Origin of the sequence: Polaromonas sp., from assembly GCF_029945685.1 — a bacterium.
In the GTDB taxonomy this organism is placed as follows: Bacteria; Pseudomonadota; Gammaproteobacteria; order Burkholderiales; family Burkholderiaceae_C; genus Polaromonas.
Genome location: NZ_JAQSDA010000020.1, coordinates 148,345 through 171,425 on the forward strand (window position 1 = coordinate 148,345; position 23,081 = coordinate 171,425).

Sequence of the window (23,081 nt, forward strand, 5' to 3'; positions counted from 1 at the left end):
TCGGGTCAGGGCAGAAAATGTTGCTTCAGGAATGTCAGGACAGCGTGGTTGAACAGCTCGGGCTGCTCGAGATTGGCGATGTGGCCCACCTGCGGCAGGCAGGCGTAAGCCGCGCCGGGAATGCGGCCGGCCATTTTTTCGACCACGGCGGGTGGCGCGTTGAGGTCCAGCTCACCGGCCAGGCACAGGGTGGGCACGGCGATGTTGCCCAGCGCGACCAGCCGGTTGAAGGACACGATGGCCGACAGCGCGGCGCGGTAACTTTCCGCGGGGACACGGGCCATCAACGCGGCGGCCTCGGCGATACGCGCCGGCTCGGCGTCGGGTGCAAACATGGTCGGCACCAGTTGGCGGGCGAGGCCCGCCATGCCCAAGCCCTGGTCCAGCGGCGCAAAGCGGCTCTGCAAGAATTGCTGCTGCCAGGCGCCATCGGCCTTGCCGAAAGCCGGCGAGGTGCTGTAGAGAATCAGGCCGTGCACCAGCGCAGGATGCAGGGCCGCCAGCTCCTGCGCAATCATGCCGCCCATGCTGTGGCCCAGCAGCACGTTGCGCCTGGCGCCGACGTGTTCGATCAGGGTTTTCAGGGCATCGGCCAGCAGCCCGTTGGTGCAGGTCGATATGGCTTGCGAATCGCCGTAGCCCGGCATGTCCCAGGCAATAGTTCGAAAACCATGGCCCGCCAGAAACGGCTGGTTGTGCACCCAGGCTTCCTTGCCGCCGCCCACGCCGTGCAGCATGAACACGGCGGTGTCGCCCTCCCCTTGCTCAAGATAAGCCGGCATGACCATGGCTCAGGCCAACTCGCCCGTCAGTTGCCCGGCGTCCACGATCACCTGACCGTCCAGCGCCACGGTGCAGCCGCGCAGCGGCAGGTCGAAGTGTCCCAGGGTGTGGCGCCCCGCCACCTCGTTGGCGCCGGTCGAGTACAGGAAGTTGCCGGCAAAGGCGCGCAGCTCGGTGCCGTTGAAGTCCCTCTTGTCATACAGGGACATCGCGTCCCAGCGCGCTTTCGGGTTCATGCCCCAGCCCACATGCGAGACGGCGTAGGCTTCGCGGTCGCCCCAGGCGGCCCAGTAGCTGCGCATCAGGTCGGCATCCACATGCTGGCCGGCAATGTCGGTCACGAAGTCGTTTTCAATCGTCAGCACCACGGCTTGTTCGAGATAACGCTTGAAGGTCAGGTTGACATCGCCGGGGGCCAGCACCAGCCGGCCATTGACGCTGCCCCGGGCCGGAAAGGCCAGGCACAAACCGCCCGGCCAGTGGGAAATGGTGCCGGGCCGGGCCGTGTAACCCCAGCCGCCGCCAGCCTGCGCCCCGACCAGCGAGATGCTCAGGTCGGTGCCCGCGGGCGAAGTCACACGCATGGCTTTGGCGCTGCGAAGCAGCTTGATGCCGGCCTTGACCTTGGGCTCCAGCGCCGGATCGGGAACGCAGCGCTCGAGGATTTCGGGGTGTTCGTTGGACACCATCAACACGCGCGCGCCACCTTTCAGAATATCCGGCAACTCGGCCGCATGCAGCAGGCCCTCCACCGTCAGGTCGGCCACAAAGGTGCTGGCGGCCAGGGCCTGCACCACGGGCGCGAGCTGGCCAATGGCGTCAGACGCGCCGGTGGAACGCACCGGCACCGGTGCGGCCAGCCGGGGGGTGCTCAGCACCAGGTGAAAGGCCCGCGCGCCCAGCCTGGCCAGCGCAAGCTCGGCGAGCTGCACATTGACGGGCCGCGACTGCGTTTCGGACAGGATGGCCGCCGTGTCGCCCGCCTTGACGCCACACAGCGCAAAGGTCTCGGCGAAGCAGTTTATCCATTTGGCTTCAATTCGTTCCTGCAGCATGAAAACTCTTTCTTGAAGGCTAAAGGCGTGAGCCAAGCGCGAAATATCCGCCGGCATGAAACAGCAACGGCGCCGCCTCGGACAGCGTGAAGCGCTCGACCTCGGCAATGAACAGACAGTGGTCGCCGGCGATTTGGCACGACACCGTGCGGCATTCGAACCAGGCGCTGGCGCCATGCAGCAACGGCAGACCCCAGGCGTTTTCTGCATGCGGCACCCCCTCGAACTTGTCGGCCTGGGGCGAGGCAAAACGGCGCGACACCTCCACCTGGGCTTCCGCCAGCACATTGACGACAAAACGTTCCGCTGCTTCAAAGACCGGCAGGCTGGGGGAGCTGCAACGCAGTGACCAGAGGATCAGCGGCGGCTCCAGCGACAGCGCCGAAAACGAATTGACCGTGAGCCCGACAAAGGCCCCGTTGCCGGCACGGGTGGTCACCACCGTGATGCCGGTGGCGAACTGGCCCAGCGCGGTACGCAGGGCCCGGCTGTCCGGCGCGGCGACGCGGGCAGGAGCGTCGGAACCGGGGGTGGCTTGCAGGACGATTGTCATTCGTCGCATAATATATGAATATTCATGCAATACGCAAGCGTACCAACCCGGCCTCCCCTTCGGCGAGGCACACCATGAGCCGCCCCGGGAAAACGGGTGGCCCGCCCGAGCCGACCAGTCGTTTCATCGACGGTTACCTGTCTTACCTGCTCGCGCGGGCCAGCCACACCGTGTACAGCGAATTCCACGCCCAGGTTCAGGCCGCCGGGTTGAGCCAGCTGGAATGGCGGCTGCTGGCCACCCTGTCGGACGGTGACGGCCTGACCATTGGCGAGCTCGCGCGCGAGATTCTGGCCCAGCAACCGACGCTGACCAAACTCGTGCAACGCATGGAAAAAGCCGGTTGGGTGCGGCGCGGCGAAGACCCGGCCGACGCGCGGCGCACCCTGGTGTTCGAGACCGAACAAGGCCGCGCCACCGTGGCCGCGCTGCTGGCCCAGGCGAAGGCGCACGAAACCGGGCTGCTGCGGGACTTCAGCGAACGTGACGTGAGCGCCCTGAAGAAGATCCTGCGCACCCTGATCAGCCGCGGCGACGCGGCCTGACCGCCGCCGTCGGCCATCCGCCGACCCCATTTACTTGACTGAGTCAAGTAAACGGAAGATCATGGCGGCCATGAACCCAGGTGTTTCCGCTGTTTCCGCCGTCCACGTCAAGGCGGTTCGCCGCTTCAATCGCTTCTACACCCAGCGCATCGGCGTGCTCGACCCCTACCTCGGCAGCGAGTTCTCGCTGACCGAGGTGCGGGTGCTGTACGAGCTGGCGCACCGCGACCAGCCCACCGCCACCGAACTGGGCCGCGAGCTCGCACTGGATGCGGGCTACCTCAGCCGCATCCTGCGCCGTTTCGAGCGCCAGGGCTGGATGGCGCGCAGTCCTTCGCCCGCCGATGCCCGGCAAAGCCTGCTGCGGCTCACCGAAGCCGGCTACCAGGTTTTTGCGCCTCTGCAGCAACGCTCGCGCGATGAAGCTGCCGCGTTGCTTGCGCCGCTGCCCGGGCCCGCGCAACAAGAACTGACAGACGCACTGGCCACTGTTCAGCGCCTGCTGGACCCCACCGCCGCCCCGGCGCCGTCGCCAACCGTGGTCCTGCGCGACCCGCGACCCGGCGACATGGGCTGGGTGGTGCAGCAGCATGGCGAGGTTTACGCGCGCGACTACGGCTGGGACAGCACTTTCGAAGCGCTGGTCGCCGGCATTGTGGCGGGCTATCTGCGCGACTACCAACCGGAATGGGAACGCTGCTGGATCGCCGAGGTCGATGGCGAACGCGTCGGTTCGGTGTTTGTTGTGCGCAAGTCCAAAACGGTGGCGCAGCTGCGTCTGCTGATCCTGTCGCCGCAGGCACGCGGGCTGGGCCTGGGCGCACGCCTGACCGATGAATGCCTGGCCTTTGCGCGCAGCAAGGGCTACAAAAAAATGGTGCTCTGGACCAACAGCTGCGTGGGCAGCGCCCGGGACATCTACGCCAGGCGCGGTTTCAAGCTGGTCAACAGCGAGCCCTACACCGGCTTCGGCCAAGACCTGGTGGGCGAAACCTGGGAACTGCGGCTGTGAACCGCCCGCCGCCCCGGTGAAGCTCAACCTGGCCCTGCTGGCCGCGGCCGCCACCGGCGTGCAGGTCGGCGCCGCCATCGTGGCCTCGCGTTTTGTCGTGGCCGACGTGCCGCCGCTGACCCTGGCCCTGCTGCGCTACGCCATCGGTTTTACCTGCCTGCTGCCCTTCGTCTTGAAGTCTTTCATGGCTCCAGCCCTTGATGGACGGGCGCGAGCTGCTCTCAACACCATAGCAGTCGCAGACTGGTTGGCGATGGCTGCACTTGGCACCGGACAGTTTGCGGTGTTGATCGCACTGCTCAACTACGGCCTGCAGCACATCGGTGCCGCCCAGGCGGCGCTGATTTTCAGCCTGTTCCCGCTGCTGACGCTGCTGCTGTCCAGCGCGCTCGGGCGCGAACGCATTTCGGCCGCGCTGCTGGCCGGCGTGCTGCTGTCCATCACGGGCGTGGCGCTGTCGCTGTGGCCCAAACTGCAGGCGCCGCACCCGGGCCACTGGTGGGGTGAGGCGGCGGTGCTGGCCAGTGCCAGCGTCGGCGCGCTGTGCAGCGTGTTGTACCGGCCTTACCTGCAGCGTTACCCGACGCTGGCGGTGTCCAGTTTTGCGATGCTGGTGTCGGTGCTGTTTCTCGGCCTGCTGGCCTTGAGCGAAAACTGGCCGGCGCGGGTTTTGGCGCTTGGCGTGCAGAGCTGGACCGTGGTCGCCCTGATCGGCATCTCCAGCGGCATCGGCTACTTCTGGTGGCTCTATGCACTCAAGCACGAGTCGCCGACACGGGTCACCGTGTTTCTGGCGCTCAATCCGCTGACCGCGGCCCTGCTGGGTGTGCTTTTTCTGGGCGAAGCCCTTTCCTCATGGGCGGCGACAGCTATCTTTTTAATAGCGTCCGGCTTGTGGCTGGCGACCCGCGTCGCAACGCAGCCCCGGCGATAATCAAGCCATGAATGCACCGCCTGGCACGCAAGAAGCCACCCGCCCGCAGCCCCAATCCCTGACCGACCTGTTTGTCTCCTTCACCCTGCTGGCGCTGCAGGGTTTCGGAGGTGTGCTGGCCGTCGTGCAGCGGGAACTGGTCGAGAAAAAATGCTGGATGACACGCGAGGAGTTTGTCGAGGAATGGGCCGTGGCGCAAATCATGCCCGGGCCCAACGTCGTCAACCTCTCGCTGATGATTGGCCACCGCTACTTCGGCCTGCGCGGCGCCATGGCGGCGCTGGCCGGCATGCTGACCGTGCCGCTGCTGGTGGTGCTGCTGCTGGCGCTGGTATACGCGCAGTTTGCCGACCACCCCGGCGTGGCCGGCGCGTTGCGCGGCATGGGGGCGGTGGCCGCGGGCCTGATCATCGCCACAGGCCTCAAACTCATGGGCGCGCTGAAAACCCACCCGCTGGGGCTGCCGGTCTGTCTTGCCCTGGCGGTGGCGTGTTTTGCCGCCATCGCCTGGCTGCGCCTGCCGCTGGCCTATGTGCTGCTCGGCCTCGGCGGGCTGGCCTGCACCCTGACCTGGCGCAAGCTCGCGCCATGAGCCTGAACCTGAACCTGCAATGGACCGACTGGCTCGGCATGTTTGTGCATTTCCTGTCGCTGTCGCTGCTGTCGATAGGCGGCGCCATCACCACCGCGCCGGACATGCACCGCTACCTGGTGGACCGGCAGCACTGGCTGACCGACCCGCAGTTCAACGCCTCGGTGGCGATAGCCCAGGCCGCGCCCGGCCCGAACGTGCTGTTTGTCGCGCTGATGGGCTGGCAGGTGGGCCTGAACGCCGGCGGCCCGCTGCTGGGCCTGTTCGGCGTGCTGGTCACCATGCTGGGCATCATGCTGCCCAGCACCACGCTGACCTACCTGGCCGCCAGCTGGGGCCACCGCAACCGCAACCTGCGCGGGGTGCGCGCCTTCAAGCAGGGCATGGCGCCCATCGTGATTGCCCTCTTGATCGCCACCGGCTGGATTCTGGCCAGTGCCAACGTCAGCGGCCTGAAAGACTGGCCGGTGGCGCTGCTGACCGTGGTGACGGCGCTGGTGGTCTGGCGCACCCGCGTGCACCTGCTGTGGCTGCTGGGCGCCGGCGCCCTGCTCGGCTGGTTTGGATGGATCTGAATAAAAACGGGCATGCGCCCTTATGGACCGGGCGCCAGAAGCTATCAAAAAGATAGCTTCCGGCGACATGACTTGAAGTGACGCAACTTGGAGCGACGCAATTCAGCTGCGCTGCCGCAATGCCTCGTACAGGCAAACGCCGCTGGCCACCGAGACGTTGAGGCTTTCAACAGCGCCGCGCATCGGGATGCGGACCAGTTCGTCGCAGGTCTTGCGTGTCAGCTGGCGCATGCCCTCGCCTTCGGCGCCCAGCACCAGCGCCACCGGGCCCTTGAGGTCCACGTCGTAAATGGTTTTCTCGGCATCGTCGCTGGTACCTATGCACCAGATGTTGCGCTCCTTGAGCTCGCCCAGGGTGCGCGCCAGGTTGGTCACCATGAAGTAAGGCACGGTTTCGGCGGCGCCGCTGGCCACCTTGGCGACCGTGGCATTGATGCCGGCCGCATGGTCCTTGGGCGCAATCACCGCGTGGGCACCGGCGCCGTCGGCTACGCGCAGGCAGGCGCCGAGGTTGTGCGGGTCGGTCACGCCGTCGAGCACCAGCAGCAGCGGCGACTCTTCCCCAGCGGCTTCGAGCTGCTCCAGCAGTTCGTCCAGCGACTTGACCTGCGGCACGGCATCGACCCGCGCCACCACACCCTGGTGGCCGTGGCTGCCGCACATCTTGGCCAGCCGCAGCCCGTCAGACTCGATCAGCCGGATGCCGGCTTCTTTGGTGCGGTCCACAAACTGACGCATGCGGGCGTCACGCCGCGACACGTCAAAAAACACCTCGAAAACAGATTGCGGGGCAGTTTTGATGCGCACGCCGACAGCATGGAAGCCGAACAGGACTTTGGGGGAAGAAGACATTCTCCGATTATCACTGCACCACCTGCCCACCTGCCCATCTGACGGCAGGGGGCACCGGGGGGATGGGCGGCCAGAGGGCGAGTCTAAAATAGTAACAAAATGTTTTTCAGAAGACGCCTCTCTTGAACCCGACCACGCCGCGCCACCAAGCCACCGACCGGGAAGCCGACGCGGGGCGGGAGGACGTCGCGTCCCCACCTGACGGCCTGGCAGCTGCGGATGGCCACACGCCTGCGCTCACCCCGGCGACGCCGGACCAGGGCGCCGCAAACCCGCGCAGGCATGTGCTGGGCACCGCGATGTTCCTGAAGCTCGTGACCCCATCAAAACATTCGCTGGACCAGCCGCTGGCGCTCAGGGACCGCTTCAACGAACTGATCGGCAAGGCACTCAGGGGGACCGAATCCTCGCGCATCGTGACGGACACCGGCGACGGCGTGGCAATCTGCTTTTTCGGCGACCCCGAGGAGGCGCTGCAATCGGCGCTGCTGCTGCGCGGGCTGCTGCTGCAGAAGTACGGCCACTTGCTTGCAGTGCGCATCGGGCTGCACCTCGGGCCGGTGCGCAGGGTGCATGACGCCAGCCAGCGCATCAGCGTTGTGGGTGACGGCATCAACGTGGCCCAACGCATCATGGACTTTGCCCAGCCCAACCAGATCGTGGTCTCGCGGGCTTTTCACGACCTCATGACACGCATCATGGACAACGCCACCGGCATGTTCAGCGCCCTGGGGCCGCACCTGGACAAACACCTGCGTTCGCACGAGATCCATGCCGTGCTGGAGCGGCCATCAGCGCCACCGCCCGTCGCACCCGCGAACCACACCGGGTTCGAAAACACCGCCTCGTTCGCGGCGCTGGCCACGCTGACGCCCGGGGCGGTGGCCGACATCGAGGCCGAGCTCGCCGCAAGCATCGGCCCGCTGGCCAAAGTACTCGTCAGCAAGGCGCTGCCACGCATCGTCAGCGCCAGGGGCCTGCGCGACCTGCTGGCCATCTCCATCCCCGACCCGGCGGCGCGGCTTCTGTTCACCCACCCGGACAGGCACTAGACCCGGCCCCGGCTTGCTCCTGTATCCATAGCACCAGCCGCAGGTTCATCAGCGGCTGGCATTCGTTTTGACCTCAAGCGGCGACGACCTGGCCCGCTTCGATGGTGATGCGACGCTCGCAGCGCGCAGCGATGCCGGGGTCGTGGGTGACCAGCACCAGCGTGGTACCCAGCTCCTGGTTGAGTTCGAACATCAGCGCCATGACTTTTTCGCCGGTGGCAAAGTCCAGGCTGCCGGTGGGCTCGTCGGCCAACAGCACCGCCGGCTGTACCACAAAGGCCCGGGCCAGCGCCACCCGCTGCTGCTCGCCGCCCGACAGCACCTTGGGGTAATGGCCGAGCCGCTCGCCCAGGCCAACCCGCTTGAGCATCTCGGTGGCCTGCGCCCGCGCGTTCCTTGCGCCCGACAGCTCAAGAGGCAGCATGACGTTTTCCAGCGCATTGAGGTTGCCCATGAGCTGAAAACTCTGGAACACAAACCCGACCTTCTGCGCCCGCAGCGCCGCGCGGTCGTCTTCGCTGAGCGCAAACAGGTCCTGGCCGGCCAGCCGTACCGTGCCCTGGGTGGGCGTGTCCAGCCCGGCGATGATGGACAGCAGCGTGCTTTTGCCGGAACCGGAAGCACCGACAATGGCGGCAGTCTCCCTGGGCGCGAGTGCGAAGTCAATATCGCGCAAAATGGTCAGCGTGCCCGTCGAGTCGCTCACGCTCTTGAAAACATGCTCGACGGAAATAATTGAAGATGAACGGTCTCCCGCCCCTGCCGCTGAAGTGGGCGGCGCCGGAGAAACAGGAACAACGGGTTCAAACATGCCAGCCTTGTCGGATATTTGGGAAACAGTTTTTGGAACGGATCGCCCTGACTTTACCAAGCCAGGGCGACGCGCGGGTCTGCTGGGCCTGATGTTCTGCACTTTCATGCTGGTATTGCCGCAGAACGGGCAGGCCCAGGCTCAGGCTGCGGCGAAAGCCGTGGCCGGCGCCGGACCGACGATTCTGGTGGTCGGCGATTCGCTGAGCGCTGAATACGGCCTCAAACGCGGCAGCGGCTGGGTCAACCTGATGGCGCAGCGCCTGGCCAGCGAAAAAATTCCGGCCCGGGTGGTCAACGCCAGCATCAGCGGCGACACCACCTCGGGCGGGCGCTCGCGCCTGCCGGCCTTGCTGAGCCAGCACAAGCCCGGCGTGGTCATCATCGAGCTGGGTGGCAACGACGCCTTGCGCGGCCTGCCGCTGGACATGACCGAAGGCAACCTGCGCGCCATGACGCAGGCGGCGCAAAAGGCCGGTGCCAGGGTGCTGCTGGTGGGCATGCAGGTGCCGCCCAACTACGGCAGCGACTATGCAGCCAAGTTTTCCGGGCTGTTCGCCAAGGTTGCGAAAGAACGCAAGGCGGGACTCGTGCCTTTTCTGCTCAAGGGCGTGGGCGACACGGAGGATGCCACCCGGCTCTTCCAGGCCGACCGCATCCACCCCAATGAGCAGGCGCATCCCCTGATGCTGGCCAATGTCTGGCCGGAACTGGGAAAACTTCTCAAGTGAGCGTCGACCGCATCACGGCCCAGGAGGCGCTGGCCCGCCTTGCCGACTTTTCGATCCTCATCGACGCCCGCAGTGAAGGCGAATACGCCGAGGACCACCTGCCCGGCGCCGTCAACTGGCCCAGCCTGAACGACGAGGAACGCAAGATCGTCGGCACGCGTTACAAGCAGATCAGCCAGTTCGAGGCCAAAAAGCTGGGCGCCGCCCTGGTTGCCAAAAACATAGCCGCCCACATCCAGCGCGAGGTGCTGGACAAGCCGCGTGATTGGCAGCCACTGGTGTATTGCTGGCGCGGCGGCAAACGCAGCGGCTCGCTGGCGCTGATCCTGGACCAGATCGGCTTCAAGGTGACCCTGGTGGACGGCGGCTACAAGGCCTTCCGGGCCGCACTGGTGGCCGACCTGCCGCAACTCGCCGCCCGCCACAGCTTCCAGGTGGTGTGCGGCACCACCGGCAGCGGCAAGACGCGCCTGCTGCAGGCCTTGCAGGCCCAGGGCGCGCAGGTGCTGGACCTGGAGGCACTGGCGAACCACCGCAGCTCGGTGCTGGGCCTGATCCCGGGTGTGCCGCAGCCCAGCCAGAAGGCGTTTGACAGCCTGATCTGGGCCGCGCTGCGTGCTTTCGATCCGGCCCGACCGGTCTATATCGAGAGCGAAAGCAAGAAGGTCGGCAACGTGGCGGTGCCCGAAGGCCTGATCGCCGCCATGCGCGCCGCCCCCTGCCTGCAGCTGGACCTGCCCGAGGACGACCGTGTCGCGCTGCTGCTCGAGGACTATGATTTTTTCGTCAGGGACATCGCGTTTTTCTGCGAACGCCTGGGCGCACTGACCGAAGCCCGCGGCAAGGACACCGTGCAGGACTGGCAGGCCCGTGCGCGCAGCGGGGACGTGGCCTCTGTGGTGCGCGAGTTGCTGGTCAGGCACTACGACCCGGTCTACCTGCAGTCGATGCGGCGCAACTTCACGCACTATGAAACAGCCCGGGTCCTCGCGCCGCGCGACCACACGGCAGCGGCGATGACCGAGCTCGCGGCCCGCATGCTGGCGAGCTGAAGCGCTGGCCCCAATAACAAGGCCCCGGAGGAACAGCTGCCTGTTCCTGCGGGGCCTGGTGCTCGCATCAGCTATCAAAAAGAGAGCTTCTTGCGCCCGTCAATCAAGGGCTGGAGCCCGATTTGATTCAAATTTTCAGAAGTCTCCGGCACCTCAGGGTGCAGGATCGGCCGGTGGCGGTGTGCCGCCGCCGTCTTCGCCATCGGGCGTGTCGTCATCGGGCAGGTCCGGCTTGCCTTCAGCCTTGCGCTTGAGCTTTTCTTCTTTCTTCTTCTTTTTGGCCAGCTCTTTCTGGCGTTTTTCGTAGGAATAATTGGGAGTTGCCACAGCGTGCTTTCTTCAGGGGAATATGTCCTAACTGTACTGCATCGCAGCGAGCGCGTTCGCCAGGTCGGCCTGCAGGTCGGCCACCGCCTCCAGCCCGATTGAAAACCGCACCAGACCGCCCTGGTAGGGCCAGGGCGTGGTGCGTATCGCCGGCACGTCGTAAGGCGCGCACAGGCTCATGGGGCCGGCCCAGCTGTAGCCCAGCTTGAACAGCTGCAGGCTGTCGCAGAAGCGGTCCACCTCGGCCTGCGGGTAGCCGGCCTTGAACACGATGCTCAGCAGGCAGGCCGCGGCGCTGCAGTCGCGCTGCCAGATCTTGTGGCCGGGCGAGCCCGCCAGCGCCGGGTGCAGCACGGCATCGATCTGCGGCTGCTGCTGCAGCCACGCCGCCAGTGTGCGCGTGGCGCTGTCCTGCGCGGCATAACGCAGGGCCATGCTGCCCAGCCCGCGCAGCACCAGTTCGGCGTCGTTGCCGGCCACGCCGTAACCAACGCGCATATGGCAGAAATGCACCAGGTGATGCAGCGCCTCGTCGCGCGTGACGACCGAGCCCATCAGCACGTCGGCGCCGCCGCTGGGGTACTTGGTCAGAGCCTGCACGGAAATATCGGCGCCCAGCGCAAAGGCGTTGAAGGCAATGCCCGCGCCCCAGGTGTTGTCCAGCGCCGTCACGATGCCTTGCGGATGCACGTCACCGTGCGCCTTGACGGCGGCCACCAGCGCCGGCAGGTCCGGAAACTCCAGCGTGATCGAGCCCGGCGCCTCGAGCCAGACCAGGCGCGTCTGGCCGCTCAGTTTGGCGGCCAGGTCGGCCGGCTGCATGGGATCGTAATAACGGAAGCTGACGCCCCAACCGGCCAGCTCATGCTGCGCAAAAGTCTTGTTCGGTCCGTAGGCGTTGTCGGGAATCAGCACCTCGTCACCGGCCCTGAGCAGTGCCATGTCCACTAGCGCCACCGCCGCCAGCCCGCTGGGCACCAGCGTGCAGAACTTCCCGCCTTCAAGCGTGGCAATGCGCTCCTCGAGCGTGAAGGTGGTCGGCGTGCCGTGCAGGCCGTAGGTGTAGCCGGTCTTGTGTTTCCAGTCGCGCTGGCGCAAGGCCGCCACATTCGGAAAGATGACCGTCGAGGCCTTGTGGACGGCCGGGTTGACAGCCTCGAAGCCGGCGGGCGGCTGGTAGGCGTGGTGAATCAGCTGGGTGGAAATATCGCTCATCTGCCGATGTTAACGGCTGGCGATGATTGGCATCGGCCGCAGAACTGCGAGGTCGAGGGTCTCCCTTTCAAGCAGGGGCCGCGGGTCCGGCTTTGCCGGCCCGCAGGCGCAGCGCCCCCTCGGGGGGCAGGGAGCTACACGCAGTGAGCGACCGTGGGGGCTATATCTTCCACTTTTCCATCAGTTGCGCGGGTCGCAGTGCATCGTAGCCCTCGAAGGGCTGGTGAATCCACGGGTTGGTCGGCAGGAACTCGACCGAGTAGTCGGGCTGGAAGGTGGACACGCCCTTGGTCCAGATCACCGCGCTGCGCAGCTCGGAAATCGGCTTGTAGTTGTTGCGCAGCTGGTGGATCACGGCGTTGAGCGTGTGGCCGGTGTCGGCCAGGTCGTCAACCAGCAGCACCTTGCCGGCGATTTCGCCCTTGGGCGTGGTGATGAAACGTGCAATGTCGAGGTTGCCCTGCACCGTGCCGGAGTCGGCGCGGTAGGAGCTGGTGGACATGATGGCCAGCGGCTTGTCGAAAATGCGCGAGAGGATGTCGCCGGGCCGCATGCCGCCGCGCGCCAGGCACAGGATGGTGTCGAACTGCCAGTCCGACTGATGGATCTTGATCGCCAGTTTTTCAATCAGGTTGTGGTATTCGTCGTAACTGACATAAAGGTGTTTGCCGTCTTCGGTCAACATGAAAAATGCTCCTGATTCGATAGCTGCTTACGCTCTACCCCATTGGGCTGGCGGACGATTTGACGATAAGAAACGGAAACCTCAGGCGACAAACGGATGCCGCAGCAAAATGGTGTGGTCGCGGTCGGGGCTGGTCGAGATCATGTGGATGGGCACGCCGGTGACCTCCTCAATCCGGTGCAGATAACGCTGCGCCGCGGCCGGCAATTTATCGTAATCCGTCACCCCCACCGTGCTCTGGGTCCAGCCCTGCAGGGTTTCGTAAATCGGCTTGCAGCGGGCAATGTCTTCGGCCCCCATGGGCAGGATGTCGGTGATGTGGCCGTCGAGCTCGTAACCGGTGCACAGTTCGAGTTGTTCAATGCCGTCAAGCACGTCGAGCTTTGTGATACACAGGCCTGACAGTCCGTTGACCTGAGCCGAACGTTTGAGCAGCGCCGCATCAAACCAGCCGCAGCGCCGACTGCGCCCCGTCGTCACACCTTTTTCGGCACCGACAGTACTCATGTGATAACCCGGCGTGCCGGGTGTTTCCCAGTCAAGCTCGGTTGGGAAAGGGCCGCCGCCCACACGGGTGCAATAGGCCTTGGTGATGCCCAGGATGTAATGCAGCATGCCCGGTCCAACGCCGGCGCCAGCGGCCGCATTGCCGGCCACGCAGTTGCTGGAAGTCACAAAGGGGTAGGTGCCGTGGTCCACGTCGAGCAGCGTGCCCTGCGCGCCTTCAAACAGAAGGTTGGCGCCGTCACGGTGCGCATCGTTGAGTTCGCGCGAGACGTCGGCCATCATGGGTTTGAGCAGTTCGGCGTGGCGCATGGCTTCGTCATAGACGGACTGGAACTCGATGGCCGGCGCATGCAGGTAGCCGGTCAGCACGAAGTTGTGCAGGTCCAGCAGCTCACGCAGCTTGGCGGCAAAACGCTCGGGGTACTTCAGGTCCTGCACGCGCAGGGCGCGGCGGGCGATCTTGTCTTCATAGGCCGGGCCGATGCCGCGGCCGGTGGTGCCGATCTTGACCGTGCCGCCGGTTTCGCGCCGGGTTTCGCGTGCAATGTCGAGGGCCGCGTGGAAGGGCAGGATCAGCGGGCAGGCTTCGCTGATGCGCAGGCGCGAACGTACCTCGACACCGGCTTTTTCCAGCCCTTCGATTTCCTCGAACAGTTTGGCCGCCGACAGCACCACGCCGTTGCCGATGTAACACTTGACGCCGGGGCGCATGATGCCGCTGGGGATCAAATGCAGGGCCGTCTTGATGCCGTTGATGACCAGCGTGTGGCCGGCATTGTGGCCGCCCTGGAAACGCACCACGCCCTGCGAGCTTTCGGTCAGCCAGTCCACCAGCTTGCCCTTGCCTTCGTCACCCCACTGGGTGCCCACGACCACCACGTTGCGGCCGGCGGTTGCGGCAATTGTTTTTGTCATCTTCAGTCTGCTTTCAGGAGGGGTTACGGTATGCGGGCGGCGCGGCTTCAAGCCGGCTTGTTGTCCAGCGGCTGGACCTGCCACTGGCCGGCCACGCTGGCCAGTTCGCGGTCACAGTCAAATTCATCAACTTCGTGTTCATGGCCGGGCAAGACGCAGGCCACGGTTTCACCGCCGGCGCGCAGTGCGGCAATCGCGCTGCGCAGCCCGGCTTCTTCGCCCCAGGGGGCGCGGATGGCGGGACGCAAGGGTTTGGGCGTCAGCACGCTGACCAGTTCCTTCAGGTCCAGGCTGAAGCCGGCGGCTGGACGGTTGCGGCCGAACACGGCGCCGACCTCGTCATAGCGGCCGCCGCGCACCAGCTCGGCGCCCTGGGCGCCGTCACGCTGGCCACGGCCATAAATCGCAAAGCGGGTGCCGCTGTAGTAGGCATAACCACGCAGGTCGGCCAGATCAAACCCGATGCTGACGTTGCCGGCGAGGCTGCGGACATGGGTGGCCAGCCACTTCAAATTCTGGAGCGCCCTGAGCGCTTCGGGCACGGACCTGAAGGCCTTTTCCGCCTCCTCCAGCACCTGATCGTCGCCATACAGTTGCAGCAGCGCCAGCAGGCCATGGCGTGCCGCTGGGGACAGTTCGCCATCAAGGCTGGTCATCAGGCTCGCCAGTTCACTGGCGTCCTTGGCCGCCAGCGCGGCATGGATGCGTGCCAGCATGGCGGCGCTGACCCTGGCGCCCGCCAGCAGGCTGCTGACGATGCGTACGTCGGCCATGTCCACCGACAGCTGCGTGACACCGGCGGCGCTCAGCCCTTCCAGCGCCAGCAACTGGGCTTCGAGGTCGGCTTCAAGCCCCGCATGGCCGTAGATTTCAGCGCCGAACTGCAGCGGCTCACGCGTGGCATGCGGGCGGTCGGCACGGGTGTGCAGCACCGGGCCGCAGTAACACAGGCGGGCCACGCCCTGGCGGTTGAGCAGGTGGGCGTCGATGCGGGCGACCTGCGGCGTGGTGTCGGCGCGCAGACCCAGGGTGCGTCCGGAGAGCTGGTCCACCAGCTTGAAGGTCTGCAGATCCAGCGCCTCACCGGTGCCGGTGAGCAGGGATTCGAGGTGTTCGAGCAGCGGCGGCATGACCAGCTCGTAACCGTAGCTGCGCGCCGTGTCGAGAAACAGGCGACGCAGCTCTTCGATGTGACGCGCCTCGGAGGGCAGGACATCGGCAATTTGATCCGGCAATTGCCATGATGACGACCAGGCGGGCATGTATTTATCGTGAGCTGTTAAAAACAGGATTTTACCGGGCTTGCGGGTTGTTTTCGGCCCGCGCCGGCACACAGGTGGCTGGCAGACCCAAATACAGCGGCGGGAACGCCGTGTCAGCGGCGGGCGCTCAGAGCAGAAAGGCCATCCACACCAGGCCGGCCACGATGCTGCCGAGCCCGAAAAAGCGGATCTGCCCGTCCGTGAGCCTGAAGATCTTTTCGAACATGCCGCGCCAGCCGCGCGGTGAAAAAAACGGCAGCAGCCCCTCGATCACCAGCATCAAGGCCAGAGCCAGCCAGAAGGTGCTGCCGTCCAAGGGGACTGTTACTTCTTGCCGGCCGGAGCCGTACCGCTGCCGGAGCTGCGCATGGCCTTGAAGAAGTCGGATGAAGGATCGATCACCATCACGTCGCCCTTTTTGTCGAAGCTGGCCTTGTAGGCGTCCAGGCTGCGGTAGAACTGGGCAAACTGCGGGTCACGGCCAAAAGCGTCGCTGTAGGCGGCAGCGGCCTCGGCATCGCCCTCCCCCTTGATTTTCTGGGCTTCGCGGTAGGCGTTGGCGATGGTGACCTCGCGCTGCCGGTCGGCATCGGCGCGGATTTTTTCGCCCTCGGCCGCACCGGTGGAGCGCAGCTCGTTGGCGACCCGCTTGCGCTCGGCCTCCATGCGGCGGTAAACCGATTCGGTGATGGCTTCCACATAGTCGACACGCGTGATGCGCACGTCGATCACGTCGATGCCCCAGGGCTTGGCGCCGCGCACGACTTCCAGCACCTCGGTCTTCACGTCGGCCATCAGGGCTTCACGCTTGAGCGACAGCAGGTCTTTGACGGTACGCTTGTTGATGGCTTCCTGGAAAGCGTTGCGCACCACCCGGTTCAGCTGGTTGGCGCCGGCCCGCTCGTCCAGACCCACATTGCGGATGTACTCCGAAGGCTGGGTGATGCGCCACTTGACGTACCAGTCGATGACCACGCGCTGCTTCTCGGCAGTCAGCATCGGCTCGGCATCGGTACTGTCCAGGGTCAGCAGCCGCCGGTCGATGTACGACACGTTCTGGAAGGGTGGCGGCAGCTTGAAGTTCAGGCCGGGCTCCAGGATGACCTCCTTGATCTGGCCCAGTGCATACACCACGCCGAACTGCCGCTGGTCGACCACAAACAGCATGGAACTGAGCAATGCCAGCGCCACCAGCATCGAAGAAGCAATAAATCCAACTCTATTCACGGCAGTTCCTTAGCGTGTTTCGCGATCGCGGGTGCGTGAGGTGTCACGGGCCCGCGTATCAAGGGTCGAAGTGGATGGAGCGACCGGGGGCAAGGCAACCGATCCGGCCGGCTCCGCGCCGGTCTTGGCAGCGCCGCCCTGGGCGGTGGCCTGCATCAGCTTGTCGAGCGGGAGATACAGCAGGTTGGATCCCTGGCGCGACTCCACCAGCACCTTGGTGACGTTGCTGTAGACCTGTTGCATGGCATCGGTGTACATGCGATCGCGCGTCACCTGCGGCGCCTTCTGGTACTCCGCCAGCACGGAACGGAAGCGCTGCGCATCACCCTGCGCCTGGGCCACCACTCTCGCCTTGTAGGCTTCCGACTCTTCCTTGAGGCGCGATGCCGAACCGACTGCACGCGGAATCACGTCGTTGGCATAGGCCTGGGCTTCGTTCTTGGCGCGTTCGCGCTCCTGCCCGGCCTTGAGCACATCGTCGAACGAGGCCTGCACCTGCTCGGGCGGACGCACACCGCTTTGCTGCAGGTTGATGCCGACCACTTCAACACCGACCTTGTAGCGGTCCAGGATGGTCTGCATCAGGGTACGCACGCGCGGCGCGATCTGGTCTCGTTCCTCGGCCAGCGCGGAGTCCATTTTCATCTTGCCGACGACCTCGCGCACCGCGGTTTCGGCCGCCTGGACGACCGTGGCGGCCGGATCCCGGGTTTCGAAAAGATAGGCGCGCGCGTCGTTCAGGCGGTACTGGACCGCAAACTTGATCTCGACAATGTTCTCGTCTTCGGTGAGCATGGCCGATTCACGCAGGCCGGTAGCCTTGATGATGGTGTCGCGGCCCACGTCAACGGACCGGATCTGGGTCGCCACTACGACTTCATGGCGCTGCACGGGGTAAGGAAGGCGCCAGTTGAAGCCGGCACCAACGGTCGAGTTGTACTTGCCGAACTGGGTGATGACGGCCTGCTGGCCCTCCTGCACGATGAAAAAGCCGGTGCCCAGCCAGATCAGCACGGCCACACCGGCGATCAGGCCGACACCGATACCCGCACTTTTCATGTCGGGCTGGAAGCCGCCAGGCCCGCCACGGCCCCCGCCGCCACCGGTGCCACGCCCGCGCTGCCCGGCATTTTTGGCGCCGCCGAAAAGGCCGCCCAGCTTGCGGTTGAAGTCACGCCACAACTCGTCGAGATCGGGTGGTCCCTGGTTGGGGCCCTGACCCTGGCCCTGCGGACGGTTAGGCGCTGGTGGGCGCACAGGCGGCACGTCGTCGCGGCCGGCCTCGGGCCTGGACTCGTCGGGCGGGGTCTTGTTGTCGTCGTCGCGGCCCCAGCGCGGATCGTTCAGATTGAACATTCCGCGGGCGCGTTGCCTCAGCCTTCCCGGTAGCGTCGTCAGCGTCTGTAACACAGGGTTCAGGTTCATGAAATAGAGCTCACTTTTTTATGATTCCCATATTGTGCCTAATCACGCTACGGCCTCATTGATTGGGGGGCTATCTTCGACGGGCGCTTGCGAGGCATGCCTGGCCAACAGCTCGCGCAACAGCGGTACACCCTCGCCCGTCTGTGCGCTGACAAAAACCCTGTCCACACGCCTGCCCGTGTCCGAAAAGGCGTCCTTGATCTCGAAACTGTCACTTAACTGCAGTGGCCGGCGCGATTTTTCAAGGGCGTCGAGCTTGTTGAAGACCAGAATCTGCGGCACGTCGGCCGCGCCGATCTCGGCCAGAACGCGCTGCACCTGCTCAATCTGCTCAAGATGGTCCGGGTTGGCGCCATCAACCACGTGCAGCAGCAGGTCCGCGTCTGCCGCTTCCTGCAGCGTGGCGGCAAAAGCGTCCACCAGCCCGTGCGGCAGGTCGCGGATGAAGCCGACCGTGTCCGACAGCGACACCGACCGGGCGGCGTCGCCCAGGTACAGCTGCCGGGTCGTGGTGTCCAGCGTCGCAAACAGCTGGTCGGCCGCGTAGGCGCGCGCCTTCACGAGGGCATTGAACAGTGTCGTCTTGCCGGCATTGGTGTAGCCGACCAGGGAAATGGTGAAGGAGTTGCGCCGCTCGCGCTGGCGCCGCTGGGTCTGGCGCTGCTTCTTGACCTTGGTAAGGCGCTCCTTGGTGCGCTTGATGGACTCGCCGATCATGCGTTTGTCGAGCTCGATCTGCTTTTCGCCCGGGCCGCCGCGAACACCGGCGCCGCCGGTCTGCCGCTCAAGATGGGACCAGCGCCGGACCAGACGTGTCGACAGGTATTGCAGACGCGCCAGCTCGACCTGCAGCTTGCCTTCGTGGCTGCGCGCGCGCTGGGCAAAAATCTCGAGAATCAGCAGGGTGCGGTCGTTGACAGGCAGGCCAAGCACCCGCTCCAGATTACGCTGCTGCGCCGGGCTCAGGGACTGGTCAAACAGGATTTCACTGGCGCCGGTTTCCAGCGCGAGCATCTTGATTTCGTCGGCCTTGCCGCTGCCGATGAAAAGCGCGGCGTCGGGGGCCCGGCGTTTGCAGACCACGCGGGCAATCGGCTGCAGGCCGGCTGTCTGGGCCAGCAGGCCCAGTTCTTCCAGACCGGCATCAAAATTGGGGAGGCCCAGATCCACCCCGACCAGAATGGCCAGAGGCGCTGCCGCCTGGGAGAGGTCCTGGGAACTCAGCTGGCTGGGCTTTCTTGGGATTCTGCAGCAGCAAAATTGACTGCACGACCGGGAACAATGGTCGAAATGGCGTGTTTGTAGACCATCTGGGTGACGGTGTTGCGCAGCAGGACCACGTACTGATCGAAAGATTCGATCTGACCCTGAAGCTTGATGCCGTTGACGAGGTAAATCGATACCGGCACATGCTCACGGCGCAAAGTATTGAGGAAAGGGTCCTGCAAGAGCTGACCTTTGTTGTTGCTCACGATATTTTCCGTGTTCAAGAGTTGGTAGGACTTCACCTTACCACAGCCGATTGGCCGCGCCTGTAGTCCTAAGTGGAATCTTTGTCCGCATAGGGGTTGCTGGACGACTTCATCTGGATGCGCAGGGGCGTGCCCACCAGATCGAACTCCTTGCGGAAGCGCCCTTCCAGAAAGCGCTTGTAGGCGTCGGTGACGTGTTCGAGCGAATTGCCGTGAACAATGATGATGGGCGGGTTCATGCCACCCTGGTGCGCATAACGCAGCTTGGGGCGGAACATGCCGGCCCGCTGCGGGCTCTGGAATTGCACCGCCTCCAGCAGCAGGCGCGTCAGCACCGGCGTGGACATCTTGCGGTTGGCCGAGGCGTGGGCCTGGACAATCGACTTCCAGACCGGTCCCAGGCCCTGGCGCTTGATCGCCGAAATATTGTGGATAGTGGCGAACTTCAGGAAGGATAGCCGCGTTTCGATGGACCGCTGCAGGATTTCCTTCTGGTAGGCGTCCACCGCATCCCACTTGTTGACGGCCAGCACCACCGCGCGCCCGCTTTCCAGGATGTAGCCGGCAATGTGGGCGTCCTGGTCGGTCACGCCCTGGGTCGCATCCAGCAACAGCAGCACCACATTGGCGCTTTCGATGGCCTGCAGGGTCTTGACCACCGAGAACTTTTCAATCGCTTCGAACACCTTGCCCTTGCGGCGCAGACCGGCGGTGTCGATCAGCTCGAATTTCTGCCCACCGCGCTCGAAGGGCACCGAAATGGCATCGCGCGTGGTGCCGGGCTGGTCAAACGCCACCAGGCGCTCTTCGCCCAGCCAGGTGTTGATCAGCGTCGATTTGCCCACGTTGGGGCGACCTGCCACCGCCAGCTTGATCACCGTCGGGTCGCTGGGCTCGCCCTCCTCGTCCGGATCGGGCAAATTCAGGGGCTGCAGGGCCATATCGACCAGGGTCCGCATGCCCTGCCCGTGCGAAGCCGACACCGGCAGGACCTCCCCCAGCCCGAGCTCGAAAAACTCGGACAGCTGCACGCCCTCGGTCATGCCCTCGGCCTTGTTGGCGGTCAGCACCGTCGGCTTGCCCAGCTTGCGCAGGTATTTGGCGATCTCGTGGTCCTGGGCATTGACCCCGGCGCGCGCATCAACCACAAACACCACGACGTCGGCTTCAGCCACCGCCTGCCGGGTCTGCTTGGCCATTTCCTTGTAGATGCCATCGACGGCCTTGGGCTCAAAGCCGCCGGTGTCGATCACGATGAACTCCTGCGCGCCCAGATGGCCATTGCCGTAATGGCGGTCCCGCGTCAGGCCGGCATAGTCGGCCACGATCGCATCACGCGACTTGGTCAGGCGGTTGAAAATCGTCGACTTGCCCACATTGGGACGTCCGACCAGGGCGATAACAGGTTTCACAAAAAGGCATTCAAGGCGTGGCGATCAGCCCCTTGGGGGCAGCGAAATAAACGAAGCGACAAGCGCAGGGCGCCCACCTTCACAAGCAGAGGCCGCGGAACCGGCTTTGCCGGGCCGCAGGCGCAGCGCCCCCTCGGGGGGCAGCGACGACACACGTCAGTGCGGAGCGGGGGGGCCAACATCTACTCGGGCGCGAAGCCGAAAACAGCGCCTGAACGGGTGACCGCAACCAGGATATTGCCGGCCAGCACCGGGGTGGCCGCCACTGGCGAGCCGTCGGTCACGAGGCGGTTCAGCGGCGAGCCGTCCGCACGGGACAACAGGTGCACAAAACCCGCAGAGTCTCCAATGGCGATGGAGCGGCCCACCACCAGCGGCGCGCTCAGGCTGCGGTAACGCAGGCCGTCCGAGCTCCAGGCGCTCTCGCCGTCGCTGCGGCGCCAGGCCAGAACCTTGCCGTCGGCTTCGGTGCCAAACACCAGGCTGTCGTCGCCATCGACACCCTGCGCGCCATTGGCGGGCTTGGTCCACAGCAGCACGCCGCGCTGAGCATCCACACAGCCAACGCTGGCCTGAAAAGCCCGGGCGCAGACCGTGTTGCCGGTGCGGCTCACGGTGCCCACCAGGTCCACCAGGCGTTCCACATCATTGATGCCGCGGGGCGAAGCAATCGGGGCTTCCCAGCGGATGCTGCCATTGAGCGGGTTGAGTCCGGTCAGGCGGCCGGCCAGGCCTACCACCAGCGTGTCGCCAACGGCGAGCATGACACCCGACTGGCGCAGCACCAGCGGTTCGCTGGGGCGCTGCTGGGACCATAGCTTGCGGCCGGTCTGTCCGTCAAAGGCATTGACCGACCGGTCGGCCGCGAGCACAAACACCCGGCCACCAGCCACAAAAGGTGCGGTGAAGGCCTGAGCCGCCAGTTTCTGGCGCCAGAGCTCCTTGCCACCCGCCACGGCCACCACTTCGTTGGTCCGCGTAACCACCGCTGCCACCTTGCCGTCGCTGCCCACGCCGGCGGCGACTGGTGCGCCGACATTGGTGCGCCAGAAGTCACGGCCGCTGCGGGCGTCGAGCGCCACCACGGTGCCGTCGGTGCTTGCTGCCATCACGGTATCGCCCGAGACGTTCACCTGGAGCGGGAAAGAAACCTCGCCGATGCGGGCGGTCCAGACCTGTTTGGCCGGCACCAGTGCCATCACGGGCTGCAACTCGGCCGGCTGCGGCTTTTTGACGGAGCTGCCGAAAAAGCCGCTGAACGTCGAGCAGCCGGCCAGGACCGCTACCAAAAGAATAGCTGCTGGCGCTTTGCCAGCTTGGGCCAAGGGCCGAAAAGACTTGAAAATCACGGCTTGACCTCCGGGGCGGGCGCGGGAGAAACTGCAGCGGTGGCTGCAGCAGGGACCAATGCCGCCGAGGGGTTCAGCCCGAGCGCATTGAGTTTGACTTCGACCAGGCGCCGGTACTCGGTGCGGTCATCCATGGCCTTGAAGGCTTTTTCGTATTCGGCCCGGGCTTCGGTTTTTTTGCCTTGTGCAGCGAGGACGTCGCCGCGGCGATCCGCCGCCAGCGCAACAAAGTCCTTGGGGAAGGTGCCGCTCAGCTGCTGCAAGGCCTCGTCGTAGGCTTTCGCCTCAAGCAGCAAGCCCGCCAGACGCAGCTTGGCAATCGCCTGGTAACCCTCATCCGCGCTCTTGCCGGCCACCCATCCCAGGGAGGCTTTGGCGGCATCGATGTTGCCTTTGTCGTAATAGGTCCTGGCCGCCAGCAGGCCGGCCTGCTGGGCGAAAGCCGTCCCGGAAAAACGGTCCTTCATGTCGCCCATGGCGCGGTCCAGCCGGCTGGTGTCTCCCGACTGGGCGGCGCGCTCGACCTCGTCGTACATGATGGCCGCCTTGGCGGCCTGATCACGCTGCCAGTAGTTGTAGCCGTTCCAGGCGGCAAAAGCGCCAAAAATGACAATCAGGCCCCAGGTGATCAGGTTGCCATACTGTTTCCAGAAGTGCTTCAGCTCGTCGAGCTGCTCCTGTTCTTCCAAATCGAGATGTTTTGCCATAGAGCTCTGCGGGTTCCGCCAAATGAATTGTG

26 protein-coding genes are annotated in these 23,081 nt (G+C 65.1%); 8 read left to right on the forward strand and 18 right to left on the reverse strand.

All coding sequences use genetic code 11. The annotated features are described in order from the left end of the window. Nucleotides 1-5 precede the first annotated feature (5 nt). The 3 genes from PSV26_RS12315 to PSV26_RS12325 are packed head-to-tail and all read right to left on the reverse strand — an operon-like array spanning nt 6 to nt 2,391. Nucleotides 6-782 (reverse strand): alpha/beta fold hydrolase, encoded by a 777-nt coding sequence (locus PSV26_RS12315; RefSeq protein ID WP_300571141.1) that lies wholly within the window; start codon nt 780-782, stop codon nt 6-8. A gap of 9 nt (nt 783-791) precedes the next feature. Continuing rightward, complete coding sequence (locus PSV26_RS12320) at nt 792-1,838, reverse strand: peptidase M29 (RefSeq protein ID WP_300571144.1); 1,047 nt, start codon at nt 1,836-1,838, stop codon at nt 792-794. A gap of 19 nt (nt 1,839-1,857) precedes the next feature. Further along, the gene (locus PSV26_RS12325) at nt 1,858-2,391 is read right to left on the reverse strand and encodes a flavin reductase family protein (RefSeq protein WP_300519370.1); all 534 of its coding nucleotides are present in this window, start codon (nt 2,389-2,391) and stop codon (nt 1,858-1,860) included. Nucleotides 2,392-2,465: 74 nt separating this feature from the next. Here PSV26_RS12325 and PSV26_RS12330 point away from each other — a divergent pair, with 74 nt between their 5' ends. The 5 genes from PSV26_RS12330 to PSV26_RS12350 all read left to right on the forward strand — a co-directional run bounded on the left by PSV26_RS12330 (nt 2,466) and on the right by PSV26_RS12350 (nt 6,049). Then, the gene (locus PSV26_RS12330; protein WP_300571147.1) at nt 2,466-2,936 is read left to right on the forward strand and encodes a MarR family winged helix-turn-helix transcriptional regulator; all 471 of its coding nucleotides are present in this window, start codon (nt 2,466-2,468) and stop codon (nt 2,934-2,936) included. A 70-nt stretch (nt 2,937-3,006) separates the two neighbouring features. Next, complete coding sequence (locus tag PSV26_RS12335; protein ID WP_300571150.1) at nt 3,007-3,948, forward strand: helix-turn-helix domain-containing GNAT family N-acetyltransferase; 942 nt, start codon at nt 3,007-3,009, stop codon at nt 3,946-3,948. 16 nt (nt 3,949-3,964) lie between these two features. Next, entirely contained in the window at nt 3,965-4,882 is a 918-nt protein-coding gene (locus PSV26_RS12340) for a DMT family transporter (protein ID WP_300571153.1), read from the forward strand. Between the two features lie 7 nt (nt 4,883-4,889). Continuing rightward, entirely contained in the window at nt 4,890-5,474 is a 585-nt protein-coding gene (locus tag PSV26_RS12345; protein WP_300571155.1) for a chromate transporter, read from the forward strand. Beyond that, nucleotides 5,471-6,049, forward strand: a complete 579-nt coding sequence (locus PSV26_RS12350; protein WP_300571158.1) for a chromate transporter — start codon at nt 5,471-5,473, stop codon at nt 6,047-6,049. The genes PSV26_RS12345 and PSV26_RS12350 overlap by 4 nt, the downstream gene beginning before the upstream one ends. A gap of 102 nt (nt 6,050-6,151) precedes the next feature. Here PSV26_RS12350 and rlmB read toward each other — a convergent pair whose 3' ends face one another. Continuing rightward, nucleotides 6,152-6,901, reverse strand: coding sequence for a 23S rRNA (guanosine(2251)-2'-O)-methyltransferase RlmB (gene rlmB / locus PSV26_RS12355; protein ID WP_300519354.1), 750 nt, complete (start codon nt 6,899-6,901; stop codon nt 6,152-6,154). A 122-nt stretch (nt 6,902-7,023) separates the two neighbouring features. Here rlmB and PSV26_RS12360 point away from each other — a divergent pair, with 122 nt between their 5' ends. After that, on the forward strand, nt 7,024-7,953 hold the full coding sequence (locus PSV26_RS12360; protein ID WP_300571161.1) for an adenylate/guanylate cyclase domain-containing protein: 930 nt from the start codon (nt 7,024-7,026) through the stop codon (nt 7,951-7,953). A 73-nt stretch (nt 7,954-8,026) separates the two neighbouring features. Here the strand turns inward: PSV26_RS12360 and PSV26_RS12365 are convergent, their stop codons facing one another. Beyond that, the gene (locus PSV26_RS12365) at nt 8,027-8,764 is read right to left on the reverse strand and encodes an ABC transporter ATP-binding protein (RefSeq protein WP_300571164.1); all 738 of its coding nucleotides are present in this window, start codon (nt 8,762-8,764) and stop codon (nt 8,027-8,029) included. Nucleotides 8,765-8,855: 91 nt separating this feature from the next. Between PSV26_RS12365 and PSV26_RS12370 the strand changes: the two genes are divergently transcribed. Continuing rightward, the gene (locus tag PSV26_RS12370; RefSeq protein WP_300571167.1) at nt 8,856-9,494 is read left to right on the forward strand and encodes an arylesterase; all 639 of its coding nucleotides are present in this window, start codon (nt 8,856-8,858) and stop codon (nt 9,492-9,494) included. Beyond that, nucleotides 9,491-10,546: a tRNA 2-selenouridine(34) synthase MnmH gene (gene mnmH, locus PSV26_RS12375; protein ID WP_300571170.1), complete on the forward strand. Its 1,056-nt coding sequence runs from the start codon at nt 9,491-9,493 to the stop codon at nt 10,544-10,546. Before PSV26_RS12370 ends, mnmH begins: the two co-directional genes overlap by 4 nt. 153 nt (nt 10,547-10,699) lie before the next feature. Here the strand turns inward: mnmH and PSV26_RS12380 are convergent, their stop codons facing one another. The 13 genes from PSV26_RS12380 to PSV26_RS12440 all read right to left on the reverse strand — a co-directional run bounded on the left by PSV26_RS12380 (nt 10,700) and on the right by PSV26_RS12440 (nt 23,049). Continuing rightward, nucleotides 10,700-10,873, reverse strand: coding sequence for a hypothetical protein (locus PSV26_RS12380; protein WP_300519340.1), 174 nt, complete (start codon nt 10,871-10,873; stop codon nt 10,700-10,702). Nucleotides 10,874-10,900: 27 nt separating this feature from the next. Continuing rightward, nucleotides 10,901-12,088: a PLP-dependent transferase gene (locus PSV26_RS12385; RefSeq protein WP_300571172.1), complete on the reverse strand. Its 1,188-nt coding sequence runs from the start codon at nt 12,086-12,088 to the stop codon at nt 10,901-10,903. Between the two features lie 160 nt (nt 12,089-12,248). Further along, nucleotides 12,249-12,773 (reverse strand): phosphoribosyltransferase, encoded by a 525-nt coding sequence (locus PSV26_RS12390; RefSeq protein WP_300519334.1) that lies wholly within the window; start codon nt 12,771-12,773, stop codon nt 12,249-12,251. A gap of 81 nt (nt 12,774-12,854) precedes the next feature. Further along, nucleotides 12,855-14,183 (reverse strand): adenylosuccinate synthase, encoded by a 1,329-nt coding sequence (locus tag PSV26_RS12395; RefSeq protein ID WP_300571746.1) that lies wholly within the window; start codon nt 14,181-14,183, stop codon nt 12,855-12,857. Between the two features lie 59 nt (nt 14,184-14,242). After that, nucleotides 14,243-15,457 carry an ATP phosphoribosyltransferase regulatory subunit gene (locus PSV26_RS12400; protein WP_300571175.1) on the reverse strand — a complete coding sequence of 405 codons (1,215 nt, stop codon included), beginning with the start codon at nt 15,455-15,457 and terminating at the stop codon, nt 14,243-14,245. A gap of 127 nt (nt 15,458-15,584) precedes the next feature. Continuing rightward, nucleotides 15,585-15,773, reverse strand: coding sequence for a DUF2065 domain-containing protein (locus PSV26_RS12405; protein ID WP_300519328.1), 189 nt, complete (start codon nt 15,771-15,773; stop codon nt 15,585-15,587). A gap of 8 nt (nt 15,774-15,781) precedes the next feature. Further along, nucleotides 15,782-16,684 (reverse strand): protease modulator HflC, encoded by a 903-nt coding sequence (hflC, locus tag PSV26_RS12410; RefSeq protein ID WP_300519325.1) that lies wholly within the window; start codon nt 16,682-16,684, stop codon nt 15,782-15,784. Between the two features lie 9 nt (nt 16,685-16,693). Then, on the reverse strand, nt 16,694-18,109 hold the full coding sequence (hflK, locus tag PSV26_RS12415) for an FtsH protease activity modulator HflK (RefSeq protein ID WP_300519322.1): 1,416 nt from the start codon (nt 18,107-18,109) through the stop codon (nt 16,694-16,696). A 42-nt stretch (nt 18,110-18,151) separates the two neighbouring features. Further along, nucleotides 18,152-19,291 (reverse strand): GTPase HflX, encoded by a 1,140-nt coding sequence (hflX, locus tag PSV26_RS12420; protein WP_300519662.1) that lies wholly within the window; start codon nt 19,289-19,291, stop codon nt 18,152-18,154. A gap of 38 nt (nt 19,292-19,329) precedes the next feature. Further along, entirely contained in the window at nt 19,330-19,599 is a 270-nt protein-coding gene (gene hfq, locus PSV26_RS12425; RefSeq protein WP_293592174.1) for an RNA chaperone Hfq, read from the reverse strand. A gap of 50 nt (nt 19,600-19,649) precedes the next feature. Further along, complete coding sequence (gene der / locus PSV26_RS12430) at nt 19,650-20,993, reverse strand: ribosome biogenesis GTPase Der (RefSeq protein WP_300519319.1); 1,344 nt, start codon at nt 20,991-20,993, stop codon at nt 19,650-19,652. A gap of 182 nt (nt 20,994-21,175) precedes the next feature. After that, on the reverse strand, nt 21,176-22,342 hold the full coding sequence (gene bamB, locus PSV26_RS12435; RefSeq protein ID WP_300571178.1) for an outer membrane protein assembly factor BamB: 1,167 nt from the start codon (nt 22,340-22,342) through the stop codon (nt 21,176-21,178). Further along, a complete protein-coding gene (locus PSV26_RS12440; RefSeq protein WP_300571181.1) occupies nt 22,339-23,049 on the reverse strand; it encodes a tetratricopeptide repeat protein in 711 nt (236 codons plus the stop codon). Before PSV26_RS12440 ends, bamB begins: the two co-directional genes overlap by 4 nt. Nucleotides 23,050-23,081 lie beyond the last annotated feature (32 nt).

Bases quoted from the DNA above. Each gene is read 5' to 3' on its own strand.
- hflK (WP_300519322.1), bottom strand. From the start codon at position 18,109: ATGAACCTGAACCCTGTGTTACAGACGCTGACGACGCTACCGGGAAGG.
- PSV26_RS12365 (WP_300571164.1), bottom strand. From the start codon at position 8,764: ATGTTTGAACCCGTTGTTCCTGTTTCTCCGGCGCCGCCCACTTCAGCG.
- rlmB (WP_300519354.1), bottom strand. From the start codon at position 6,901: ATGTCTTCTTCCCCCAAAGTCCTGTTCGGCTTCCATGCTGTCGGCGTG.
- PSV26_RS12390 (WP_300519334.1), bottom strand. From the start codon at position 12,773: ATGTTGACCGAAGACGGCAAACACCTTTATGTCAGTTACGACGAATAC.
- PSV26_RS12330 (WP_300571147.1), top strand. From the start codon at position 2,466: ATGAGCCGCCCCGGGAAAACGGGTGGCCCGCCCGAGCCGACCAGTCGT.
- PSV26_RS12325 (WP_300519370.1), bottom strand. From the start codon at position 2,391: ATGACAATCGTCCTGCAAGCCACCCCCGGTTCCGACGCTCCTGCCCGC.
- PSV26_RS12335 (WP_300571150.1), top strand. From the start codon at position 3,007: ATGAACCCAGGTGTTTCCGCTGTTTCCGCCGTCCACGTCAAGGCGGTT.
- PSV26_RS12370 (WP_300571167.1), top strand. From the start codon at position 8,856: ATGTTCTGCACTTTCATGCTGGTATTGCCGCAGAACGGGCAGGCCCAG.
- PSV26_RS12385 (WP_300571172.1), bottom strand. From the start codon at position 12,088: ATGAGCGATATTTCCACCCAGCTGATTCACCACGCCTACCAGCCGCCC.
- PSV26_RS12350 (WP_300571158.1), top strand. From the start codon at position 5,471: ATGAGCCTGAACCTGAACCTGCAATGGACCGACTGGCTCGGCATGTTT.
- PSV26_RS12320 (WP_300571144.1), bottom strand. From the start codon at position 1,838: ATGCTGCAGGAACGAATTGAAGCCAAATGGATAAACTGCTTCGCCGAG.
- PSV26_RS12315 (WP_300571141.1), bottom strand. From the start codon at position 782: ATGCCGGCTTATCTTGAGCAAGGGGAGGGCGACACCGCCGTGTTCATG.
- PSV26_RS12440 (WP_300571181.1), bottom strand. From the start codon at position 23,049: ATGGCAAAACATCTCGATTTGGAAGAACAGGAGCAGCTCGACGAGCTG.
- PSV26_RS12345 (WP_300571155.1), top strand. From the start codon at position 4,890: ATGAATGCACCGCCTGGCACGCAAGAAGCCACCCGCCCGCAGCCCCAA.
- PSV26_RS12400 (WP_300571175.1), bottom strand. From the start codon at position 15,457: ATGCCCGCCTGGTCGTCATCATGGCAATTGCCGGATCAAATTGCCGAT.